Below are 18,307 nucleotides of genomic sequence, written 5' to 3'. Positions count from 1 at the left end.
GCGGCACCCGGACGACCGGGGGCGATCAGGCGGCTGCGCGCAGCTTGAGGGTCACCGATCGTCCGCCGGCCCGAGCGGTGTCGTGCGCCTCGGCGAGCTGGGCGCGCGCGAGATCGACGAGGTCGGCCATCTGGGGCGTGACCTCCGCCAGCGTCAGCTCGGTCTCGATGACGTCGAGGTCGAGACCGAAGACGTCGACCAGGATGCGACGCAGGTAGTCGGTCGCGTGGTCCCACCCGGCCCTCGGCGTGCCCTCGCCGTAGCCGCCGCCCCGGGCCACCACGAGGAACGCCGGCTTGCCGGCGACCGTCTGGGTGCCGGGAGCGAAGCGGGGATCGGTGGTGAGGGTGTCGATCCAGGTCTTGAGGTGGGCCGGCACGCCGAAGTTGTACAGCGGCGCTCCCACGATGATGACGTCGGCCGCGACGACCTCGTCGGCCAGCTCGGCCGCCACGGCGCGGGCCGCGCGCTGATCGTCGGTCCAGTCGGCCTCCGGCACGAAGCCGGCGAAGGCTGCGGTGGCCCACACGTCGCTGGCGATCGGATCGGAAGCCAGGTCGCGACGGACGACGGTCGTGTCGGCGCCCTCGGCCTCGACGATTGCCTGCTCGAGCGTGTCGGCGACGGCCCGGCTGACCGAGCCCTCGGTGCGGATGCTGGAGTCCAGCCGGAAGATCGTGGTCATCATGTGCTCCTTGATGTCATGGGGCGGCCGACGGCCACCTAGATAGTCTTGCAGAAATATGATCTTGGATGACGATCATCTTGTCAACCGACGACGATCTGTTGGTGCGGGGATAGACTGGGCTCATGACCGACACGACGTCCGAGCGCTCGCTGGCGCCGGAGGCTGATCTCGGTCAGGCGCTCGCGTCCCTGCTTCGCCGGTACCTCGACGGCGCACGCGAGGCGACGGACGAGCTGCCCGGCGGCCCGCGCGGGTACCAGGTGCTGGTCAACGCCACGGCATCAACCTGCAGCAACCAGGCCACGTTGGCCCAGCAGCTGGGCATCGACCGCACCGTCATGACGTACCTCGTCGACGACCTCGAGAAGGCAGGACTGGTCGAGCGGCGCCCCGACCCGGCTGATCGGCGGGCACGCCAGGTGCTGCGCACCACCGCCGGTGAGACCGCGCTCGCCGAGGCGGGTCGTCGCATCCGCGCCGTCGAGGACCACGTCCTGGGCGGTCTCGCCGCCACGGACGCTCAGACGTTCCGCCGTCTGCTGGCCGCGGCGGCGGTCGACGCGCCGCCGACCGATCACTCGATGTGCGACGTCGCCGCCGAGTGCTGAGCTAGGCCGAGGCCGGGGCTCCTGCCGCCATCGCCCAACGGATCGCGCGGGTCACGACCACCCCGCTCGTGCGGACGGCCGTCGCCTCGGTCAGGGGCAGGTACGGCAGCCGGAGCGGTCGCCGCGTCCACCGCGGCATCATCCCGACGGCCGCTGCCGCCAGCAGTCCGTACGGAGCCCGCACGGCCAGCGGTACCGGCGGATGCACCAGGATGAACCGGGCGGCTCGGCGGGCCGCGGGAGTACCGTGCAGCTCAGGACGATAGGCGGCCATCAGCTCGTCCAGCTCGGCGACCGTCTCAGGGACGTCGACCGCGCCGAGCGCCCTGGCCACGTGCGCCGTCTCCGACACGTAGGCATCGCGCCCACCGGCATCAAGGCGGTGCGCACCGTAGCGGTCGTGGGCGCGCAGGAAGCTGTCGATCTCGGCGACGTGCACCCACCGCAGCAGGTGCGGGTCGGACGCCTCGTAGGGGCGTCCGTCGGGAGCCGTGCCGCTGATGCGGCCGTGGACGGCTCGCACGATCCGCACCGCCCGGTCGGCGTCCTCGATCGTGCCGAACGTCGTCTCGGCCAGGAAGGTGCTGGTGCGCTGCAGTCGTCCCCACGGATCGCCGCGGTAGCCCGAGTGCTGGTCGACGGCGGCCATCGCGAGCGGGTGCAGCGACTGCAGAAGCAGCGCCCGCATGCCTCCGACGAACATCGACGCATCGGCGTGCACGCGCTGGATCGCCGAGTCGGGGCCGAACCGCCGCGGGCCTTCGGCGAGGTGGATGCGGTCGCGGCGGGCCGGACCCTCGTCACCGGCCACCCGGGCGAAGATGGCCGCGCCGGCCCGCTGCTGGGCGAATTCGAACACGTTCATCTTTCAAGTGTCACCCGCCGTCCGACATTTGGCGCTTCGAGCCCGCCACGTCTCGCACCTCGCGAGACGTGGCGGGCTGCATCCGCCCGATCGTCGGGCCGGGGCGGGCTAGGCGATCGTGGCTCTCGCAGCCCGCCGGCGGGCCTGCTCGAGCGGGTCGGGCACGGGCACCGCTGCGATGAGCCGCTGGGTGTACTCCTCCTGCGGGTGGCCCAGCACCTGCTCACGATCGCCGATCTCGACGAGTCGTCCGTGCTGCATGACCGCGACGCGGTTGGCCAGCGTGTCGACGACGGCCAGGTCGTGGCTGATGAACAGGCACGCGAACTGCAACCGCTGCTGCAGCTCGCCGAACAGCTCGAGCACGCGCGCCTGCACCGACACGTCGAGGGCCGACGTCGGCTCGTCGGCGATCAGCAGATCGGGGTCGAGCGACAGCGCGCGGGCCAGGCTGACCCGCTGGCGCTGGCCGCCGGACAGCTCGTGCGGGAACCGCTCGGCGTAGCCGCCGCCCAGCTCGACGCTGTCGAGCAGCTCGGCGACCTTCGTGTCGATCTGCGACTGCGTCATGTCGGTCTGGACGTGCAGGGGCTCGGCGATGCACTGGCCGATCGACATGCGCGGGTTGAGCGATGACGCCGGGTCCTGGAACACGAAGCCGAAGCGCGAGCGCATCGTGCGCAGCTGACGGTCGCTGAGACCCGACACGCGGTGGCCCGAGACGTCGATCGTGCCGGACGTCGGCTGCTGCAGCCCGACCGCCGTGCGTCCGACCGTCGACTTGCCCGACCCGGACTCGCCCACCAGGCCGAGCACCTCGCCCTTGCGGATCTCGAGCGACACGTGGTCGACGGCCCGGAACGCGGGCTGGCCGAGACGTCCGGGGAACTCCACGACCAGGTCGTCGACCCTCAGCACGACATCGTTGCCCGGGTCGACGAGGCCGGGGCCGTGGGAGCGTCCGAGGTGGGGGACGGCGTCGAGCAGCGCCCGGGTGTACGGGTGCCGCGGCGTGGCGAACAGCTCGCGCGCAGGCGCCTGCTCGACGATCGAGCCGCGGTACATCACGACGACGCGATCGGCCATGTCGGCGACGACGCCCATGTTGTGGGTGATCAGGACGATCGCGGTGCCGAGACGCTCGCGCAGCGAGAGCAGGAGCTCGAGGATCGAGGCCTGCACCGTGACGTCGAGCGCCGTGGTGGGCTCGTCGGCGATGATGACGTCGGGATCGCAGGCGATCGCCATCGCGATGACGACGCGCTGCTTCTGACCGCCCGAGAGCTGGTGCGGGTAGTAGCCCACCCGCTCCTCCGGATCGGGCATGCCGACCATCTCGAGCAGCTCGACGGCTCGGGCTCGCGCGGCCTTCTTGGAGATCTTGCGGTGGGCCTGCAGGCCCTCGATGATCTGCCAGCCGACCGTGTAGACGGGGTTGAGCGCCGTCGCCGGCTCCTGGAACACCATCGAGACCCGGTCGCCGCGCAAGGGGCGCAGGCTGCGGTTCGACAGGCCCAGCAGGTCGCGGTCGCCCAGCCGGGCCGAGCCCGACACCTCGGCGGTGGACGGCAGCAGGCCCAGCACGGCCCGCGAGCTGACGGACTTGCCCGAACCGGACTCGCCCACGACCGCCACGACCTCGCCCGGGGCGACGTCGAAGCTGATGCCCTTGACGGCGCGGACCTGGCCGGCGTCGGTGCGGAACGAGACGGCGAGATCGGTCAGCGACAGCGCGGCCACCCGCTTCTCCTCGCTCGACTCGGTCTTGGACTCGGTGTCGGGCCCTAGGGAGGCCGCCTGCGGCCGACCGTGAGCGGAGCGAAGGGTGTCGAACTCGCGCTCGATCTCGGCCTGGTCGGCCTCGCTGGTGTCGGCGCCGCGTGTGCGCAGCAGCGGGTTGAGGATGTCGTTGAGGCTCTCGCCCACGAGCGTCGCGCCCAGCACGATCAGCACGATGGCCAGACCCGGGAACACGCCGGTCCACCACACGCCCGACGAGGCGTCGGGCAGGGCCTTGTTGAGGTCGTAGCCCCACTCCGCGGCCGCCGACGGCTCGATGCCGAAGCCCAGGAAGCCCAGGCCCGCGAGGGTCAGGATCGCCTCGGACGCGTTGAGCGTCCCGATGACCGGCAGCGACGACGAGACGTTCGAGAAGATGTGCTTGCGCAGGATGCGCGGGGTGCGCACGCCGACCACCTTGGCCGCGTCGACGTAGGGCTCGGCCTTGACCGACAGCGTCGCGTTGCGGATGACCCGGTAGTACTGGGGCACGAACACCACGGTGATGGAGATCGCCGCGGCGAGGATGCCGCCGAAGGCGCTGCTGTTGCCGCCCGACAGCACGATCGAGACGACGATCGCGAGCAGCAGCGACGGGAACGCGTACAGCGCGTCCATCACGAGCACGAGCACCCGGTCGAGCCAGCCACCGAGGTAGCCCGAGACCAGCCCCAGCGGGACGCCGACCACGCCGGACAGCACGACGGCGAGCACGATCACCTCGACCGCGGTGCGGGCTCCGTAGATGACGCGCGACAGCACGTCGGTGCCGCCGACGGTCGTGCCGAACCAGTGGTCGGCGGACGGACCCTGCTGGGTGCCGAACACGACACCGCCCGCACGGTCGGCGTTGAAGTCGTACGGGGCGAGCCACGGCGCGAAGATCGCGACGAACACGAACAGGAAGACCAGACCGAAGCCCAGCAGCAGCATGAACCGCTGGAGGCCGTGCGACTGGGTGACGACACCGGGCAGGCGGATGGACATCAGAACCTCACTCGGGGGTCGACGAACGCGACGATGACGTCGATCAGGAAGCTCATGGCTCCGACGATCAGGGCGATCACCGTGACGATGCCCTGCACGGCGAGGAAGTCGCGACGGATCAGGTACTCCGACAGCTGGTAGCCGAGCCCCTTCCACTCGAAGGTGGTCTCGGTGAGGATCGCGCCACCCAGCAGCAGCGCGACCTGCATGCCCATGACGGTCACGACCGGCACCAGCGCGTTGCGGAAGGCGTGCTTGTTCATGACGCGCCGCTCGGAGATGCCGCGGGCGCGGGCGGCCGTGACGTAGTCCATCCGCAGCGTCTGCAGCAGGTTGACGCGCACGAGGCGCAGGAACACGCCACCGGTCAGCAGGCCGAGCGCGATCGCCGGCAGCATCGCGTGCTTGAGCACGTCGCCGATCAGCGCGGGATCGCCCCACAAGATGGCGTCGACGATCATGATGTTGGTGCGCGGGTGGACGTCCTGCAGCGTCAGCTCGGTCGCGATGCTGGCGCGTCCGGACGAGGGCCATCCGAACGGCGTGAACGCGAGCTTCAGCAGCAGTCCCACGAAGAAGACCGGGGCCGCGTAGACCAGGATCGAGAACAGCCGCAGCAGGACGTCCGGCACGCGGTCGCGGTAGCGGGCGGCCAGGCGGCCCAGCGGGATGCCGACGGCGAAGGCGACCAGCAGCGACCAGAAGGCCAGCTCGAGGGTCGCCGCGCCGTTGACGACCAGGATGTCGGACACCTTGCGGTTGTCGGTCAGCGTCGTGCCGAAGTCGCCGCGGAACAGCCCGGAGATGTACTCCCAGTACTGCGTGAGGATGGGGCGGTCGAGGCCCGCATCGGCCTTGCGCTCGGCGATCTGCTCGGCGGTCAGGCGTCCGCCGAGGGCGGCCTGGATGGGGTCGCCGATGACGCGCATCAGCACGAAGACCATCGTCACGAGGACCCAGATCATCGGGATGAGCAGCGCCAGGCGCAGCAGCAGGTAGCGCACGAGCGGGCTGAGCGGGCCGCGGCGGCGTGCCGAGGGCTGCCCGCCGGGCGGGTCGAGCGGGGCGAGGACTTCGGCGGTGGCCATGTGTCTCTCCTATGACGTGGGAGGCCCCTTGAGCCTGTCCCGCTCCTTGAGCTTGTCGAGAGGACCTTTCGACAAGCTCAAGGAGCGATGGGGCTCAAGGGGCGGGGTGAGCTACTTCGACAGCGAGGTGAACCGGAACTTGAACGACGCGTCGAGCGTCTCGTCGAGTCCCTTCACGGCGTCGACGCCGATCGCGACCTGCTTGCCGGTCAGCAGCGGCAGGTACGGGACCTGGTCGGCCACCCGGTCCTGGATCTTGCCCAGCGTGGCCTCGCGGGCCGCCTTGTCTCCGTCGGTGCGCTCGCTCTCGAGCAGCGAGGACATCTCCGGGTCGGCGAACTCGGTGTCGAGGTCGTTGTAGTGCGAGTTGGTGAAGTTGCCGCTCTTCTTCTTGTCGTACGGGCTCAGGAAGGGCGACAGGTAGTTGTCGGCGTCGGGGAAGTCGGGGAACCAGCCGAGCTGGAACACCGGGTACGCGTCGGCGTTGTACTCCTCGGAGTACGTCACCCACTCGGTCGACTGCAGGTCGACCTTGAACAGGCCCGTGGCCTCGAGCTGACGCTTGACCGCGTTGTACTCCTCGCCCGAGCTCGACCCGTAGTGATCGGGGTTGTACTGCAGCTTGATGTCGACGGGGGTCGACACGCCCGCCTCGTCGAGGAAGCCCTTGGCCTTGTCGGCGTCGGGGGTCTCGCCGTACGCGTCCTTGAAGGGCTCGGTCGCTCCGGCCTGGCCCTCCGGGACCATCGAGTACGCCGGCGTGAAGGTGTCCTTGTAGACCTGCTTGGCGATGTCGGCCCGGTCGATCGAGGACGCCATCGCCTTGCGGATCGCGAGCTTCTGCTCGGGGGAGTCGCCGGGCATCGTCTTGAGGTTGAAGGTCACGTAGCGCAGCTCGCCGCCGGCACCGGTGACGACGTTGAGGCCGTCGGTCTTCGACAGGTCGGCGATGTCGGTCGGGGTGAGCGACCGGTACGCGACGTCGATGTCCTTGTTCTTGATGTCGAGCTTGAGGTTCTCGGGCTTGGCGTAGTACTTCATGGTGACGGCCGGTGTCTTGGCCTTGCCGTAGGTGCCGTCGTAGTCGGGGTTGGCCTTGAACTCGGCGAGCTGGTTCTTGGAGTACTTCGCGATCGTGTACGGACCGGAGAAGCCCTTGGCCTTGACGGCCGCCTCGTCGGACATGACCTTGTCGGCGGGGTAGGTGTCCTCGTCGACGATCGGGCCGGCCGAGGTCACCAGCACCTGCGGGAACGTCTGGTCGTTCGCGGCGTTGAGCGTGAACGTCACGGTCGAGTCGTCGGTGGCCTCGACGCTCTTCATCGCGCCGAGCAGCGAGGCGGGGCCGCTGGGGTCGTTGATCGCGACGATGCGGTTGAACGAGAACGCGACGTCGGAGGCGGTGAGCGCGTTGCCGTTGGCGAACTTCAGGCCCGGCTTGATGGTGCACACGTACGTGGTGGGCGTGGCGAAGTCGCACTTCTGGGCGGCGTCCGGCGTCGGGTCGGTGCTGCCGGCCGGGAAGTTCAGCAGGTACTGGTAGACCTGCGTCTGGACGTTGAGCGAGCCGTTGTCGTACGACCCGGCCGGGTCGATCGAGACGACCTTGTCGGTGGTGCCGACGATGAGTCCGGCACCCGAGTCTTTGTCACCGCTGTTGTTCCCTGCGCCGCAGGCAGCGAGGGCGACTCCGGTCAGTGCGGACACCGCGGCGATCGCGGTCCCCCGACGGAAGGTGGTCATTGGTCTCCTACGAGTCGGGCCGCTGGCACCAGCGGCGACAGATCGTCCACATGATGGGACGGACTGTCCGCACGCTACACGCGCCGGTGGGGGCGGAACGGTCCTCGAACATTTCATTTCGGTGACGGTCGCAACCATCGACGGCCATCGAGGGACGTCGAAAGCCCCCGTAGCGAAGGACGCTGCCGGGGGCTGTGACCTGGACGCGGGGATAAGCGCCAGTGTGACCTCGTGTCGTTTGATCAGGCGGGCCGGGGGAGCTGCCTGATCGTTGCCGGTGGAGGGAGATCCACCGACGCCATCGGCGGGAGAGCCGATGTCTGACGGAGTTCGTGACCTCATCGTCACCCGTCCACCCCGTGCAGCGGCAGGGACCAATGTCCTCAGCCCCTCCGATAAAGGTCGCTAAAGTCGAGACCTCACGTCCCGGCGTCCGTACGCTGGTACTCAGGGAGTGTGTTCATGCCGGGCAGTGCCAAAGTGGCGTCCGAGCGCCTGCGAGGAGTTCTCGAGGCGGTCGCGACGATGTCGTCCGATCTGTCGCTCGAGGGACTGCTCGACCGGATCCTGCGTCAGGCAGGTGACCTGGTCGACGCCGAGAGCGGGTTCCTCGACGTCCTCGACCGTCGGTCCGACCGTCGCATCGGCACCTTCGCGGCCTACAACGTCCCCGGCGTGGTCGACCACCAGCACCCCGGTCGCCAGCTGCTGGTCGAGCTGCTCGAGCAGCCCCACCCACGCGCCCAGCGCGGCAACCAGGGCACGTCGCGGGGCAGTGCGTTCATCGGCGTGCCGATCAAGATCAACGACTTCGAGTTCGGCAACCTCTACCTCATCGGCAAGCGCTCGGGCCACGGGTTCACGCGTGAGGACGAGGAGGTGGCGCAAGCCCTGGCCTCGGCCGCCGGCGTCGTCATCGAGAACGCCCGCCTGCACGAGAACGGCGAGCGGCAGCGCATGTGGCTCGAGGCCGCCGCCGAGATCACGACGGCCCTGCTGTCGCCCATCTCGCGTGGCACCGCCCTGCAGCTGGTGGCCGACCGGGCCCGCATGGTCGCCGCCGCCGACTTCGTCGCGCTCCTCATGCCCCACGCCGACGGTGGTCTGATCGTCGAGGCCGTGGCCGGCGGCCCGTCCGAGGGCGTGCTCGGCGAGGTCATCCCGCCCGGCAGCAGCCTGGTCGGCGAGGCCGCGCGGCTCGGGCAGACGGTCGTCGTGCCCGACACCGAGCTCGACCCGCGCTACCAGCGGCGCAAGACGCCGTCGTGGCCCGACCTCGGCTCGCTCATGGTGCTGCCGCTGCGCAGCGGCGAGGAGACGGGTGTCCTGATCGTCGGGTGGATGCGCGGTCACCAGACCGACCGTTGGGAGCTCGACCCCGTCGTCCCCCAAGGCTTCGCCGACCAGGCGGCACTGGTGCTGCAGGTCGCCAAGGCGCAGGACGACCAGGCACGGCTCGCGGTCTTCGAGGACCGCGACCGCATCGGCCGCGACCTGCACGACCTGGTCATCCAGCGGCTGTTCGGCATCGGGCTGATGCTCGACAACACGACCAAGCTCATCGCCGCTCCGGCGGCCGTCGAGCGGCTGTCGTCGGCGATCGACGACATCGACCAGACCATCAAGGACATCCGGCGCACGATCTTCGCGCTCAGCTCGACCACGCAGGCCGCGGACCTGCGGTCCGAGGTCGAGCTGGTGCTGCACGACGCCGCCAAGGTGCTGGGCTTCAAGCCCCGGCTGACCCTGTCCGGACCCGTGGACAGCGCGATCGGTGACGACGTCCGCGCCCCGCTGCTGGCCGTGCTCCGTGAGACCCTGTCCAACGTCGTCCGTCATGCGGGGGCCCACGCGGTCTCTGTACAGCTGAGCGTCGCGCAGGACATCCGTCTCGAGGTCAGGGACGATGGGGACGGTCTCGGCCCCGGGACGTCCGGCAACGGTCTTCGCAACATGCGTGAACGCGCGGAGCTGCTGGGCGGCACGTCCGTGGTCACCGGTGACGCAGGCGCCGGCACCACCGTCCTGTGGACCGTACCGAGGAGAACTTGAATGAGTGACGCACCGATCCGGCTGTTCCTGCTCGACGACCACGAGGTCGTCCGCAGGGGGCTCAAGGACCTGCTCGACCAGGAGGACGACATCGAGGTCGTCGGCGAGTCCGGGCTCGCCCACGACGCCGCCGCGCGCATCCCGACGATCAAGCCCGACGTCGCCGTGCTCGACGCCCGGCTGCCCGACGGATCGGGCATCGAGGTCTGCCGCGATGTGCGCTCGCTCGACCCCTCGATCGCGGTCATCATCCTGACGTCGTACGACGACGACGACGCGCTGTTCGCCGCGATCATGGCCGGTGCCGCGGGCTACGTCCTCAAGCAGGTGCGGGGCACCGACCTCGTCGACGCCGTCCGCCGCGTGGCCGCGGGCCAGTCGCTGCTCGACCCGGCGGTGACGCAGCGCGTGCTGCGCCGCATCCGCGAGGGCGAGCCGGCCGAGGACCCGCTGCGCTCGCTGACCAAGCAGGAGCGACGCATCCTCGACCTGATCGGGCAGGGACTCACCAACCGGCAGATCGCCGGCGAGATGTTCCTGGCCGAGAAGACGGTCAAGAACTACGTGACCCAGCTGCTGTCCAAGCTGGGCCTCGAGCGACGCACGCAGGCTGCGGTGCTCGTCACGCGTCATGGCGCCATGAACCCGCGCAAGGACTGACGGGACGACCGTTATCCTTCAACCATGAGCCACGACCAGCACCTGTCCGAGTTCGACCCCGACATCGCAGCGCTTCTCGACGCCGAGCTGCACCGTCAGCAGTCGACGCTCGAGATGATCGCGTCCGAGAACTTCGCGCCCGTCGCGGCGCTCGAGGCGCAGGGCAGCGTGCTGACCAACAAGTACGCCGAGGGCTACCCCGGCAAGCGCTACTACGGCGGCTGCGAGTTCGTCGACCAGGTCGAGACCATCGCGATCGACCGCCTCAAGCAGCTGTTCGACGCCGGCTACGCCAACGTCCAGCCGCACTCCGGCGCCACCGCCAACGCCGCGGCGCTGCACGCGATCGCCACGGTCGGTGACACGATCCTCGGCCTCGACCTGGCCAACGGCGGGCACCTGACGCACGGCATGAAGCTCAACTTCTCCGGCAAGCTCTACAAGCCGGTCGCCTACCACGTGGTGCCCGAGACCGGCCTGGTCGACATGGACGAGGTGCGCTCGCTGGCCCACGAGCACAAGCCGCAGGTCATCATCGCCGGCTGGTCGGCCTACCCGCGTCAGCTCGACTTCGCGCTGTTCCGCGAGATCGCCGACGAGGTCGGCGCCAAGCTGTGGGTCGACATGGCGCACTTCGCCGGCCTCGTGGCCGCGGGCCTGCACCCCAGCCCCCTCCCCCACGCGCACATCGTCACCACCACGACGCACAAGACGCTCGGCGGCCCGCGCGGCGGCGCGATCCTCACCAACGACGACGACGTCGCCAAGAAGATGCGCTCGGCGGTGTTCCCCGGCCAGCAGGGCGGCCCGCTCGAGCACGTCATCGCCGCCAAGGCCGTCGCCTTCAAGATGGCGCTCGAGCCGTCCTTCACGGAGCGTCAGCAGCGCACCATCGAGGGTGCGCAGATCCTCGCGTCGCGCCTGCTCGCCGACGACATGACCGCTGCCGGCGTCAAGGTGCTCAGCGGCGGCACCGACGTCCACCTGGTGCTCGTCGACCTGCGCGACTCCGAGCTCGACGGCCAGCAGGCCGAGGACCGGCTGCACGAGGCCGGCATCACGGTCAACCGCAACGCGGTGCCCAACGACCCGCGTCCGCCCATGGTCACCTCGGGCCTGCGCATCGGCACGCCCGCCCTGGCCACGCGGGGCTTCGGTGCCGCGGAGTTCACCGAGGTCGCCGACATCATCGCGGCGGCGCTGCAGCCCGGCGACGTCGACCTCGAGGGCCTGCGCAAGCGGGTCACGGTGCTGGCCGAGCGCTTCCCGCTCTACCCGGACATCACGCCGTTCACGTCGTGACCTCCGTGATGCGATGACCGAACGACCCCCGATCAGAGCCTGGTTCGCGCCAGGCCTGATCGGCCTGCACGTGCTCGGCATCGTGGCGGTGGCCTTCTGCCTGGTCATGGGCATGTGGCAGATGGGCGTCTACGACTCGCGGCAGCACCACGAGCAGGCCGACAAGCGCGACGTCCCGCGGGTGGCGCTGACCGACGTCTGGGCGCCCGACGAGCCGTTCACGCGCGAGCTCAACCATCGTCCCGTCACGATCGACGGCGCGTTCGCGCCGACCGAGGAGCAGATCTGGGTCACCGGCAAGAAGCGCGACGGTCGCACGGGTGCGTGGCTCGTCGCGCCGCTGCAGGTCGCGGGCGGCGACACGCTGCTGGTCGTGCGCGGCTGGGCGCCCCAGACCGGCACCTTCCCGGAGGTCCCGGCCGGACGCGTGCAGGTCGACGCGGTGCTCGAGCCGGGCGAGGGTGCCGAGAACGGCGTCCGCTCGTTCGATCCGGGCGAGCGGACGATCGGCGCCGTGCGCATCCCGAGCCTGATCAACGAGATGCCCTACGACCTGTACTCCGGGTTCGCGATCAGCACCGACGAGCCCAGCAGCGGTGGCCTCGACCTGGTGCCGCCCCCGCAGCCCGACGACGTCTCGTGGACGGTCGGCCTCAAGAATCTCGCCTATGCGATGCAGTGGTGGGTCTTCGGCATCTTCGCGGGCTTCATGTGGTGGCGCATGTGCACCGAGACGATCGCGGCTCGGAGGGCGAAGGTAGCCTGACGGCGTGAAGTCCGCACTGCTCCGCTACCGCGTCATGGCCACGATCGTCGGCGTGCTGCTGATCATCCTGATCCTGGTCGGCGTCCCCCTGAAGTACCTCGCGGGCGACGGTTCGTCGGCGCAGCACCTGGGCGAGAACATCACGACGTACCTCGGTGTCGCCCACGGCTGGCTCTACATGATCTTCCTGGTCATGGCGGCCATCCTGGCGCGGGCGGCCCGGTGGTCGATCCCGTTCACGATCACGACCCTGCTGGCCGGCACGGTCCCCGTCGTCAGCTTCTGGGCCGAGCACCGCGCCACCAAGGCCGTTCGCGCAGCCCACCCCGACGCCCGCTGACGGGTTCCTACGGTCTCGTGGTGACCCGTGACCCGGTACGGGATGCTGGCTCAGCGTCCCTCGAAGGTCGCCTTGCCGGGGCCGTCGGCCAGGAACGACTCCATGCCGTGCTGCAGGTCGCGGGTGTCGAACAGCTCGGACGCGATGGCCGTGGTGTGCTCGATGGCCTGCGGCACGCCACCGGCCTCGAAGTGACGCAGGATGTCCTTCGCGGCGCCGAAGGCCTTGGTCGGTCCCGACGCGATCGACCGGACGAACGACAGCACCGCGTCGTCGAAGCCCTCGACCGGCAGCACGCGGTTGACGACGTTCCAGCGCTCGAGGGTCGCGGCGTCGTACAGGTCGCCGGTGAAGACGAACTCCTTGGCGCGTCCGACGCCGGCCCGCGCGGCGAGCCGCTGGGTGCCGCCCATCGTGGGCGTCAGGCCGATGACCCGCTCGACGAGCCCGAAGCGCGCCTTCTCGCTGGCCACGATGAGGTCGCACGCGACGGCGACCTCGAAGGCCCACGTCAGCGTCAGGCCGTGGGCCGCGAAGAACGTCGGGAACGGCATGGCGTCGATGCGGGTCGGCAGCTCGAGCATGCGGTCGTACAGCGCCAGCGTGTCGGCCTTGGTCTTCCGGGCGTGGAACTGGGCGACATCGACGCCACCGGACACGATCTTGCCCTCGGCGCGGATGAGGAGAGCACGCGGCGGATCGGCCTCGACCTCGTCGAGGGCCACGTCGAAGGCGTCGTGCAGCTCGAGGGAGTACAGGTTGACGGGCGGCTCGCTGAACGTCAGCACGGCGATGCCGCCGTCGAGGCGCTCGACCGTGACGCTCATCGGGCCGACTCGGCCGGGTCGTAGGAGCCACCCTTGTCGGCGACGGCGGCACGCAGGGCCACGATCACGGCGGCGAGCAGGCTGAGCAGGAGCAGCGTGCGGAGACGATGGGAGCGAGTGGGCGTCGACATGGCGCTCACGATAGCCACCGGATCGGTGGCCCGCTCCCCCGCCAGCCGCCCGACGGAAGTTGGCCGGACGTGAAAAGATGGGGCCACCACACCGAAAGGAACCCCCCTGTGGCCTCGCAGCTCATCGCGACCTTCTCGACCAACCACGGCGACATCGTCGTGAACCTCTTCCCCGACCACGCCCCCAAGACCGTCGACAACTTCGTCGGTCTTGCCGAGGGCACCAAGGAGTTCGTCGACCCGGCCACCGGCCAGGTCGCCACCAAGCCGTTCTACGACGGACTCGTGTTCCACCGCATCATCGCCAACTTCATGCTCCAGGGTGGCGACCCGCTCGGCACCGGCACCGGCGGCCCGGGCTACACGTTCGAGGACGAGTTCCACCCCGACCTGCGCTTCGACAAGCCCTACCTGCTGGCCATGGCCAACGCCGGTCCGGGCACCAACGGCTCGCAGTTCTTCATCACGCTGGTGCCGACCGACTGGCTCAACCGCAAGCACACGATCTTCGGCGAGGTCGCCGACGACGCCAGCAAGGCCGTCGTCGACACCATCGGCAAGGTCGCGACCGACGGCTTCGATCGTCCGGCGCAGCCCGTCGTGATCGAGAAGCTGACGATCGCCCGCAGCGAGGGCTAAGGCGTGAACCTCCCGGCGGAGGACTATCGCTGCTACAACCACCCCGACCGCGAGGCCTACATCTCGTGCCAGAGGTGCGAGCGGCTGATCTGTCCGGAGTGCATGCGAGAGGCCTCCGTCGGGTTCCAGTGCCCCAGCTGCATCGCTGAGGGCGCCAAGACCGTGCGGCAGCCCAGGACCCTGGCGGGCGGCACGGTCTCCGGCCGCGAGGGCCGGGTGTCGATGATCCTGATCGGCATCAACGTCGCGGCCTACGTCGCGCAGCTGGCGACCGGCGACCGCACGGGCGACGTCTTCCAGCAGGGCGCGATGCAGGGCTACGTGACCGCCGACGGCGACTACTGGCGCCTGATCACCTCGGCGTTCCTGCACGGCAGCGTGCTGCACCTGCTGTTCAACATGTACGCGCTGTACCTGTTCGGGCCGTTCGTCGAGCGTGCCCTCGGCACGGCCCGCTTCGTCGTCGCCTACCTGACGGCGGCGATGGCCGGGTCCATCGCCGTCTACCTGCTGGCCGCGCCGACCACCGTCACGATCGGTGCGTCCGGCGCCGTGTTCGGCCTCTTCGGCATGGCCCTTCTCCTGCTGCTCAGGGCCAAGCAGGACGTCCGCACGCTGCTGGTGCTGCTGGCCGTCAACGCCTTCATCAGCGTCGCCGGGCCCGACATCAGCTGGGAGGGCCACCTGGGCGGATTCGTCGCCGGCCTCGCGCTGGGGGCCGCCTTCGCCTACGCGCCGCGCGACCGCCGCACCCTGGTGCAGGCGCTGGTCGTGGGCGCGTTGTGGATCGCGATGATCGCGGCCTTCGTGGTGCGCACGGGTCAGCTCACGCCCTAGGCGCGGGTGACATCAACAGCTGTGCACACTCGTGTGGATAACTACACCGGTGTCATTCGTCGGTACGGGTTCACTCCCACTTCATGGCGAAGCCGAAGGCTGCCACGATGAAGCCCATGCCGATGACCAGGTTCCAGTTGCCGAGATCGGTGTACCACTGCAGGAATGACGGGTAGTCGATCGTCTGGCCGTTGAGGACGTAGAAGACCACGATCCAGATCAGGCCGATGACGGCCGATCCGACCATGGCCGGAGCTGCCCAGCGGTTGCCGATCTTCTGCGCCTTCGGACCCTTGGGGGCCTTGTCTCTCGCCACGACGTCTCCGGTGGTTGGTGCGGCAGCGCCGCATCGGTCAGTGCTCACCGGTAGCCTAGTCGTCGACCGGGGACGGGAGGAGTGCGGCATGCGCAAGACCGGCACTCATGCACGCCAGCACCGGCCCCTCGCGGTGCTCACGCTCTTCGCGGTCACGGGGTTCTTGTTCGTGGCGGCATCGGTCAGCGCCGGCGGCGCCGACCTGCGCCCGTCCGGTGGTGACGTCGGCTCGCTGCTGCGCGAGCGGTCCGAGCGCATCGACGCCCGGCGCGACGACGCCACCCGTCTGCGCGCCGAGATCGACCGGCTCTCGTCCAGCGTCAGCGGCGCCGATCTCGACACGTTGCGGCAGCGCGTCGATGAGCTCGAGCCCGAGACCGGACTGACCGACGTGGCCGGCCCCGGCATCCGTGTCACGCTCACCGATGCCCCCCGCGACGGTCGCGATCCCGACATCGATCCCAACTTCCTGGTGGTGCACCAGCAAGACATCCAGGCCTACGTCAACGCCCTGTGGGCGGGCGGGGCCGAGGCCATCTCGCTGCAGGGCCAGCGACTGATGGCCACCACCGGCATCAAGTGCGTCGGCAACACCGTGGTGCTCGACGGTGTGCCGTACTCACCGCCCTACGTCATCGCCGCGATCGGCGACACCGACGGGATGTACCGGGCGATGGCGCAGTCGCCCGAGACGTCGATCTACGCCGACTACGCGCGCAAGTACGACGTCGGGCTGAAGGTCGAGCCGCTGAGCCGCTTCACGATCAAGGCCTACGCCAACCCGGTGTCACTCGGCCACGCCCGCGTCACCGACTGACGAACCGAGGTATCAGGGCACCGGGACACCGGGCACCGGGCGTCAACCGCCCAGCACGCCGCCGTCCACGTCGCCGTCCGGCGCCGGGGTGGTGGGAGTCGGCGGGGTCGGGGTGTCGACCCGTGACGAGACGGTGAGCGTGACGGTGCTCCCGATCGGCACCCGCTGACCGCTGATCGGCTCCTGGCTGGTGACGGTGCCGGCAGGCTCGGTCGAGCTCGGGTCCTCGTTGACGGTGTACTTGAGCTCGAGCTTGTCGAGGGCGTCCTGCGCGTCCTCGCGGCTCATGCCGACCAGGTTCGGGACGGTCGCCTCGCCGCGCGAGACGATCAGCGTCACGGTCTGGCCCGCCTCGACCTTGCTGCCGCTGAACGGGTCGGTGTTGATGACCTGGTCGCGGGGCGCGTCGCTGTCCTGCAGGCGCTTGTCGACCTTGAGGCCGAGACCCTCGAGGGTCTCCTTGGCCCGGTCGTACGTGTAGCCCGTGAGGTTGGGGACGTCGACCGTCTCGGGGCCGGTGCTGACGACCAGGTCGACGGTCGTGCCCTCGTCGACCGAGGTTCCGGCGGCCGGATCGGTCGAGATGACCTGGCCCTCCTCGACGTCGGCGCTGGCCTGCGGCGTCTGGTCGCCGACGACGAGGCCGTCGTTCTCGAGAGCACGCGTGGCGACGTCGACGGTCTGGCCGGTCACGTCCTGCACCTCGACCTGCTTGGGCGGCGGGGGCGGATCGGATGAGAATGCTCCCGTGAACCACAGCACGCCGACGATCGCGGCGATCAGCACGACGGCGAGGGCGCCGATGGCCCACCACTTGCCGGACTTGTCGGAGTCCTCGTCGTCGGGCTCGGGGGTCGCGCGGCGCGCGCCCGCACCGGCCGCTGCCGCAGCGGCGACGGCCGGTGCGACCTGGGTGGCGCCGGGGACGACGCCGTTGGTCGTGGTGGGGGGTGCGACGGCGTGGCCGGCGAGCACGAGCTCGATGTCCTTGCGCATCGCCGCAGCGCTCTCGTACCGGTCGTCGACCCGCTTGGCCAGCGACTTGGCCACGATGTTGTCGATGGCCTGGCTGACGTCGGGGTTGAGCTGCGACGGAGGCTTCGCCTCCTCGCGGACGTGCTGGTACGCCACCGACACGGGGCTGTCGCCGATGAACGGGGGCCGTCCGGTGAGCAGCTCGTAGAGCAGGCATCCGGTCGAGTAGATGTCGCTGCGGGCGTCGACGGTCTCGCCGCGCGCCTGCTCGGGCGACAGGTACTGCGCCGTGCCGATGACGGCGGCGGTCTGCGTCATCGCCGACGACGTGTCAGCGATGGCGCGGGCGATGCCGAAGTCCATGACCTTGACCTGGCCCGAGGGCGTCAGCATGACGTTGGCGGGCTTGATGTCGCGGTGAATGATGCCGGAGCGGTGGCTGTAGTCGAGGGCGCTGAGGATGTCGGCGGTGATCGACAGGGCGCGCTCGGGCAGGATCTTGCGGCCGTTCTCGGCGCCGCGCATGATGTCGCGCAACGTCTGACCCTCGACGTACTCCATGACGATGTAGGGCACGTGGCTGCCGTGCTTGTCGATCGACTCGCCGGTGTCGTAGACCGCCACGATCGAGGGGTGGTTGAGCGCCGCGGACGACTGGGCCTCGCGGCGGAACCGGGCCTGGAAGGTGTCATCGGCCGACAGGTCGCCGCGCAGCTGCTTGACCGCCACGGTGCGACCGAGGCGCAGGTCGCGTCCGACACGAACGTCGGCCATGCCACCGCGACCCAGCAGACCGCCGAGCTCGTAGCGGTCGCCCAGGCGGATGACCCCGTCGTCGGGTTCGATGTCGCCGGATTCGGTCATGGTGTCATTCTCCCGGTAGATAC

General features: G+C 69.8%; 18 protein-coding genes. 9 read left to right on the top strand and 9 right to left on the bottom strand.

Annotated elements, in window-relative coordinates; translation table 11 throughout:
• Positions 1 to 25: 25 nt before the first annotated feature.
• Positions 26 to 685 carry an FMN-dependent NADH-azoreductase gene (locus DX116_RS05945; protein WP_119704149.1) on the bottom strand — a complete coding sequence of 220 codons (660 nt, stop codon included), beginning with the start codon at positions 683 to 685 and terminating at the stop codon, positions 26 to 28.
• A 125-nt stretch (positions 686 to 810) separates the two neighbouring features.
• On the opposite strand from DX116_RS05945, the gene DX116_RS05940 reads away from it, so the two are divergent.
• Positions 811 to 1,296 (top strand): MarR family winged helix-turn-helix transcriptional regulator, encoded by a 486-nt coding sequence (locus tag DX116_RS05940; RefSeq protein ID WP_119703233.1) that lies wholly within the window; start codon positions 811 to 813, stop codon positions 1,294 to 1,296.
• 1 nt (position 1,297) lies between these two features.
• Here the strand turns inward: DX116_RS05940 and DX116_RS05935 are convergent, their stop codons facing one another.
• The 4 genes from DX116_RS05935 to DX116_RS05920 all read right to left on the bottom strand — a co-directional run bounded on the left by DX116_RS05935 (position 1,298) and on the right by DX116_RS05920 (position 7,758).
• A complete protein-coding gene (locus DX116_RS05935; protein ID WP_119703232.1) occupies positions 1,298 to 2,161 on the bottom strand; it encodes an oxygenase MpaB family protein in 864 nt (287 codons plus the stop codon).
• A gap of 108 nt (positions 2,162 to 2,269) precedes the next feature.
• Complete coding sequence (locus DX116_RS20300; RefSeq protein ID WP_119703231.1) at positions 2,270 to 4,927, bottom strand: ABC transporter ATP-binding protein/permease; 2,658 nt, start codon at positions 4,925 to 4,927, stop codon at positions 2,270 to 2,272.
• Complete coding sequence (locus DX116_RS05925) at positions 4,927 to 6,015, bottom strand: ABC transporter permease (RefSeq protein ID WP_119703230.1); 1,089 nt, start codon at positions 6,013 to 6,015, stop codon at positions 4,927 to 4,929. Before DX116_RS05925 ends, DX116_RS20300 begins: the two co-directional genes overlap by 1 nt.
• Positions 6,016 to 6,126: 111 nt before the next feature.
• Complete coding sequence (locus tag DX116_RS05920; RefSeq protein ID WP_119703229.1) at positions 6,127 to 7,758, bottom strand: ABC transporter substrate-binding protein; 1,632 nt, start codon at positions 7,756 to 7,758, stop codon at positions 6,127 to 6,129.
• Positions 7,759 to 8,220: 462 nt separating this feature from the next.
• Here DX116_RS05920 and DX116_RS05915 point away from each other — a divergent pair, with 462 nt between their 5' ends.
• The 5 genes from DX116_RS05915 to DX116_RS05895 are packed head-to-tail and all read left to right on the top strand — an operon-like array spanning position 8,221 to position 12,878.
• Entirely contained in the window at positions 8,221 to 9,810 is a 1,590-nt protein-coding gene (locus tag DX116_RS05915; RefSeq protein WP_147393599.1) for a sensor histidine kinase, read from the top strand.
• Positions 9,811 to 10,470 carry a response regulator gene (locus DX116_RS05910; protein WP_119703227.1) on the top strand — a complete coding sequence of 220 codons (660 nt, stop codon included), beginning with the start codon at positions 9,811 to 9,813 and terminating at the stop codon, positions 10,468 to 10,470.
• A 24-nt stretch (positions 10,471 to 10,494) separates the two neighbouring features.
• Positions 10,495 to 11,772 (top strand): serine hydroxymethyltransferase, encoded by a 1,278-nt coding sequence (gene glyA, locus DX116_RS05905; RefSeq protein WP_119703226.1) that lies wholly within the window; start codon positions 10,495 to 10,497, stop codon positions 11,770 to 11,772.
• A gap of 13 nt (positions 11,773 to 11,785) precedes the next feature.
• Positions 11,786 to 12,538, top strand: a complete 753-nt coding sequence (locus tag DX116_RS05900) for an SURF1 family protein (protein ID WP_119703225.1) — start codon at positions 11,786 to 11,788, stop codon at positions 12,536 to 12,538.
• A gap of 4 nt (positions 12,539 to 12,542) precedes the next feature.
• Positions 12,543 to 12,878: a DUF3817 domain-containing protein gene (locus tag DX116_RS05895; RefSeq protein ID WP_233556576.1), complete on the top strand. Its 336-nt coding sequence runs from the start codon at positions 12,543 to 12,545 to the stop codon at positions 12,876 to 12,878.
• Between the two features lie 50 nt (positions 12,879 to 12,928).
• Here DX116_RS05895 and DX116_RS05890 read toward each other — a convergent pair whose 3' ends face one another.
• Positions 12,929 to 13,705, bottom strand: a complete 777-nt coding sequence (locus DX116_RS05890) for an enoyl-CoA hydratase/isomerase family protein (protein ID WP_119703224.1) — start codon at positions 13,703 to 13,705, stop codon at positions 12,929 to 12,931.
• Positions 13,702 to 13,836, bottom strand: coding sequence for a hypothetical protein (locus DX116_RS20405; RefSeq protein WP_267897682.1), 135 nt, complete (start codon positions 13,834 to 13,836; stop codon positions 13,702 to 13,704). The genes DX116_RS05890 and DX116_RS20405 overlap by 4 nt, the downstream gene beginning before the upstream one ends.
• A gap of 108 nt (positions 13,837 to 13,944) precedes the next feature.
• On the opposite strand from DX116_RS20405, the gene DX116_RS05885 reads away from it, so the two are divergent.
• Both DX116_RS05885 and DX116_RS05875 read left to right on the top strand, forming a co-directional pair.
• Complete coding sequence (locus DX116_RS05885) at positions 13,945 to 14,475, top strand: peptidylprolyl isomerase (protein ID WP_119703223.1); 531 nt, start codon at positions 13,945 to 13,947, stop codon at positions 14,473 to 14,475.
• Positions 14,476 to 14,478: 3 nt separating this feature from the next.
• Complete coding sequence (locus DX116_RS05875; protein ID WP_147393598.1) at positions 14,479 to 15,312, top strand: rhomboid family intramembrane serine protease; 834 nt, start codon at positions 14,479 to 14,481, stop codon at positions 15,310 to 15,312.
• 70 nt (positions 15,313 to 15,382) lie between these two features.
• On the opposite strand, the gene DX116_RS05870 is transcribed toward DX116_RS05875, so the two are convergent.
• Entirely contained in the window at positions 15,383 to 15,628 is a 246-nt protein-coding gene (locus tag DX116_RS05870) for a cell division protein CrgA (protein ID WP_233556575.1), read from the bottom strand.
• Between the two features lie 88 nt (positions 15,629 to 15,716).
• On the opposite strand from DX116_RS05870, the gene DX116_RS05865 reads away from it, so the two are divergent.
• Positions 15,717 to 16,445, top strand: a complete 729-nt coding sequence (locus DX116_RS05865) for a DUF881 domain-containing protein (RefSeq protein WP_119703219.1) — start codon at positions 15,717 to 15,719, stop codon at positions 16,443 to 16,445.
• Positions 16,446 to 16,487: 42 nt separating this feature from the next.
• Here DX116_RS05865 and pknB read toward each other — a convergent pair whose 3' ends face one another.
• On the bottom strand, positions 16,488 to 18,284 hold the full coding sequence (pknB, locus tag DX116_RS05860) for a Stk1 family PASTA domain-containing Ser/Thr kinase (protein WP_119703218.1): 1,797 nt from the start codon (positions 18,282 to 18,284) through the stop codon (positions 16,488 to 16,490).
• Positions 18,285 to 18,307: the final 23 nt, after the last annotated feature.

The sequence above is a fragment of the Aeromicrobium endophyticum genome, assembly GCF_003586285.1.
GTDB classification, from domain to species: domain Bacteria; phylum Actinomycetota; class Actinomycetes; order Propionibacteriales; family Nocardioidaceae; genus Aeromicrobium; species Aeromicrobium endophyticum.
The sequence above is the reverse complement of the archived record's forward strand: the minus strand, read 5'-3'. Positions and strand labels throughout refer to the sequence as shown.

What these genes read in the sequence shown, in the direction of transcription:
- DX116_RS05945 (WP_119704149.1), bottom strand. Translation starts at nt 685, where the DNA reads ATGACCACGATCTTCCGGCTGGACTCCAGCATCCGCACCGAGGGCTCG.
- DX116_RS05940 (WP_119703233.1), top strand. Translation starts at nt 811, where the DNA reads ATGACCGACACGACGTCCGAGCGCTCGCTGGCGCCGGAGGCTGATCTC.
- DX116_RS05935 (WP_119703232.1), bottom strand. Translation starts at nt 2,161, where the DNA reads ATGAACGTGTTCGAATTCGCCCAGCAGCGGGCCGGCGCGGCCATCTTC.
- DX116_RS20300 (WP_119703231.1), bottom strand. Translation starts at nt 4,927, where the DNA reads ATGTCCATCCGCCTGCCCGGTGTCGTCACCCAGTCGCACGGCCTCCAG.
- DX116_RS05925 (WP_119703230.1), bottom strand. Translation starts at nt 6,015, where the DNA reads ATGGCCACCGCCGAAGTCCTCGCCCCGCTCGACCCGCCCGGCGGGCAG.
- DX116_RS05920 (WP_119703229.1), bottom strand. Translation starts at nt 7,758, where the DNA reads ATGACCACCTTCCGTCGGGGGACCGCGATCGCCGCGGTGTCCGCACTG.
- DX116_RS05915 (WP_147393599.1), top strand. Translation starts at nt 8,221, where the DNA reads ATGCCGGGCAGTGCCAAAGTGGCGTCCGAGCGCCTGCGAGGAGTTCTC.
- DX116_RS05910 (WP_119703227.1), top strand. Translation starts at nt 9,811, where the DNA reads ATGAGTGACGCACCGATCCGGCTGTTCCTGCTCGACGACCACGAGGTC.
- glyA (WP_119703226.1), top strand. Translation starts at nt 10,495, where the DNA reads ATGAGCCACGACCAGCACCTGTCCGAGTTCGACCCCGACATCGCAGCG.
- DX116_RS05900 (WP_119703225.1), top strand. Translation starts at nt 11,786, where the DNA reads ATGACCGAACGACCCCCGATCAGAGCCTGGTTCGCGCCAGGCCTGATC.
- DX116_RS05890 (WP_119703224.1), bottom strand. Translation starts at nt 13,705, where the DNA reads ATGAGCGTCACGGTCGAGCGCCTCGACGGCGGCATCGCCGTGCTGACG.
- DX116_RS20405 (WP_267897682.1), bottom strand. Translation starts at nt 13,836, where the DNA reads ATGTCGACGCCCACTCGCTCCCATCGTCTCCGCACGCTGCTCCTGCTC.
- DX116_RS05865 (WP_119703219.1), top strand. Translation starts at nt 15,717, where the DNA reads ATGCGCAAGACCGGCACTCATGCACGCCAGCACCGGCCCCTCGCGGTG.
- pknB (WP_119703218.1), bottom strand. Translation starts at nt 18,284, where the DNA reads ATGACCGAATCCGGCGACATCGAACCCGACGACGGGGTCATCCGCCTG.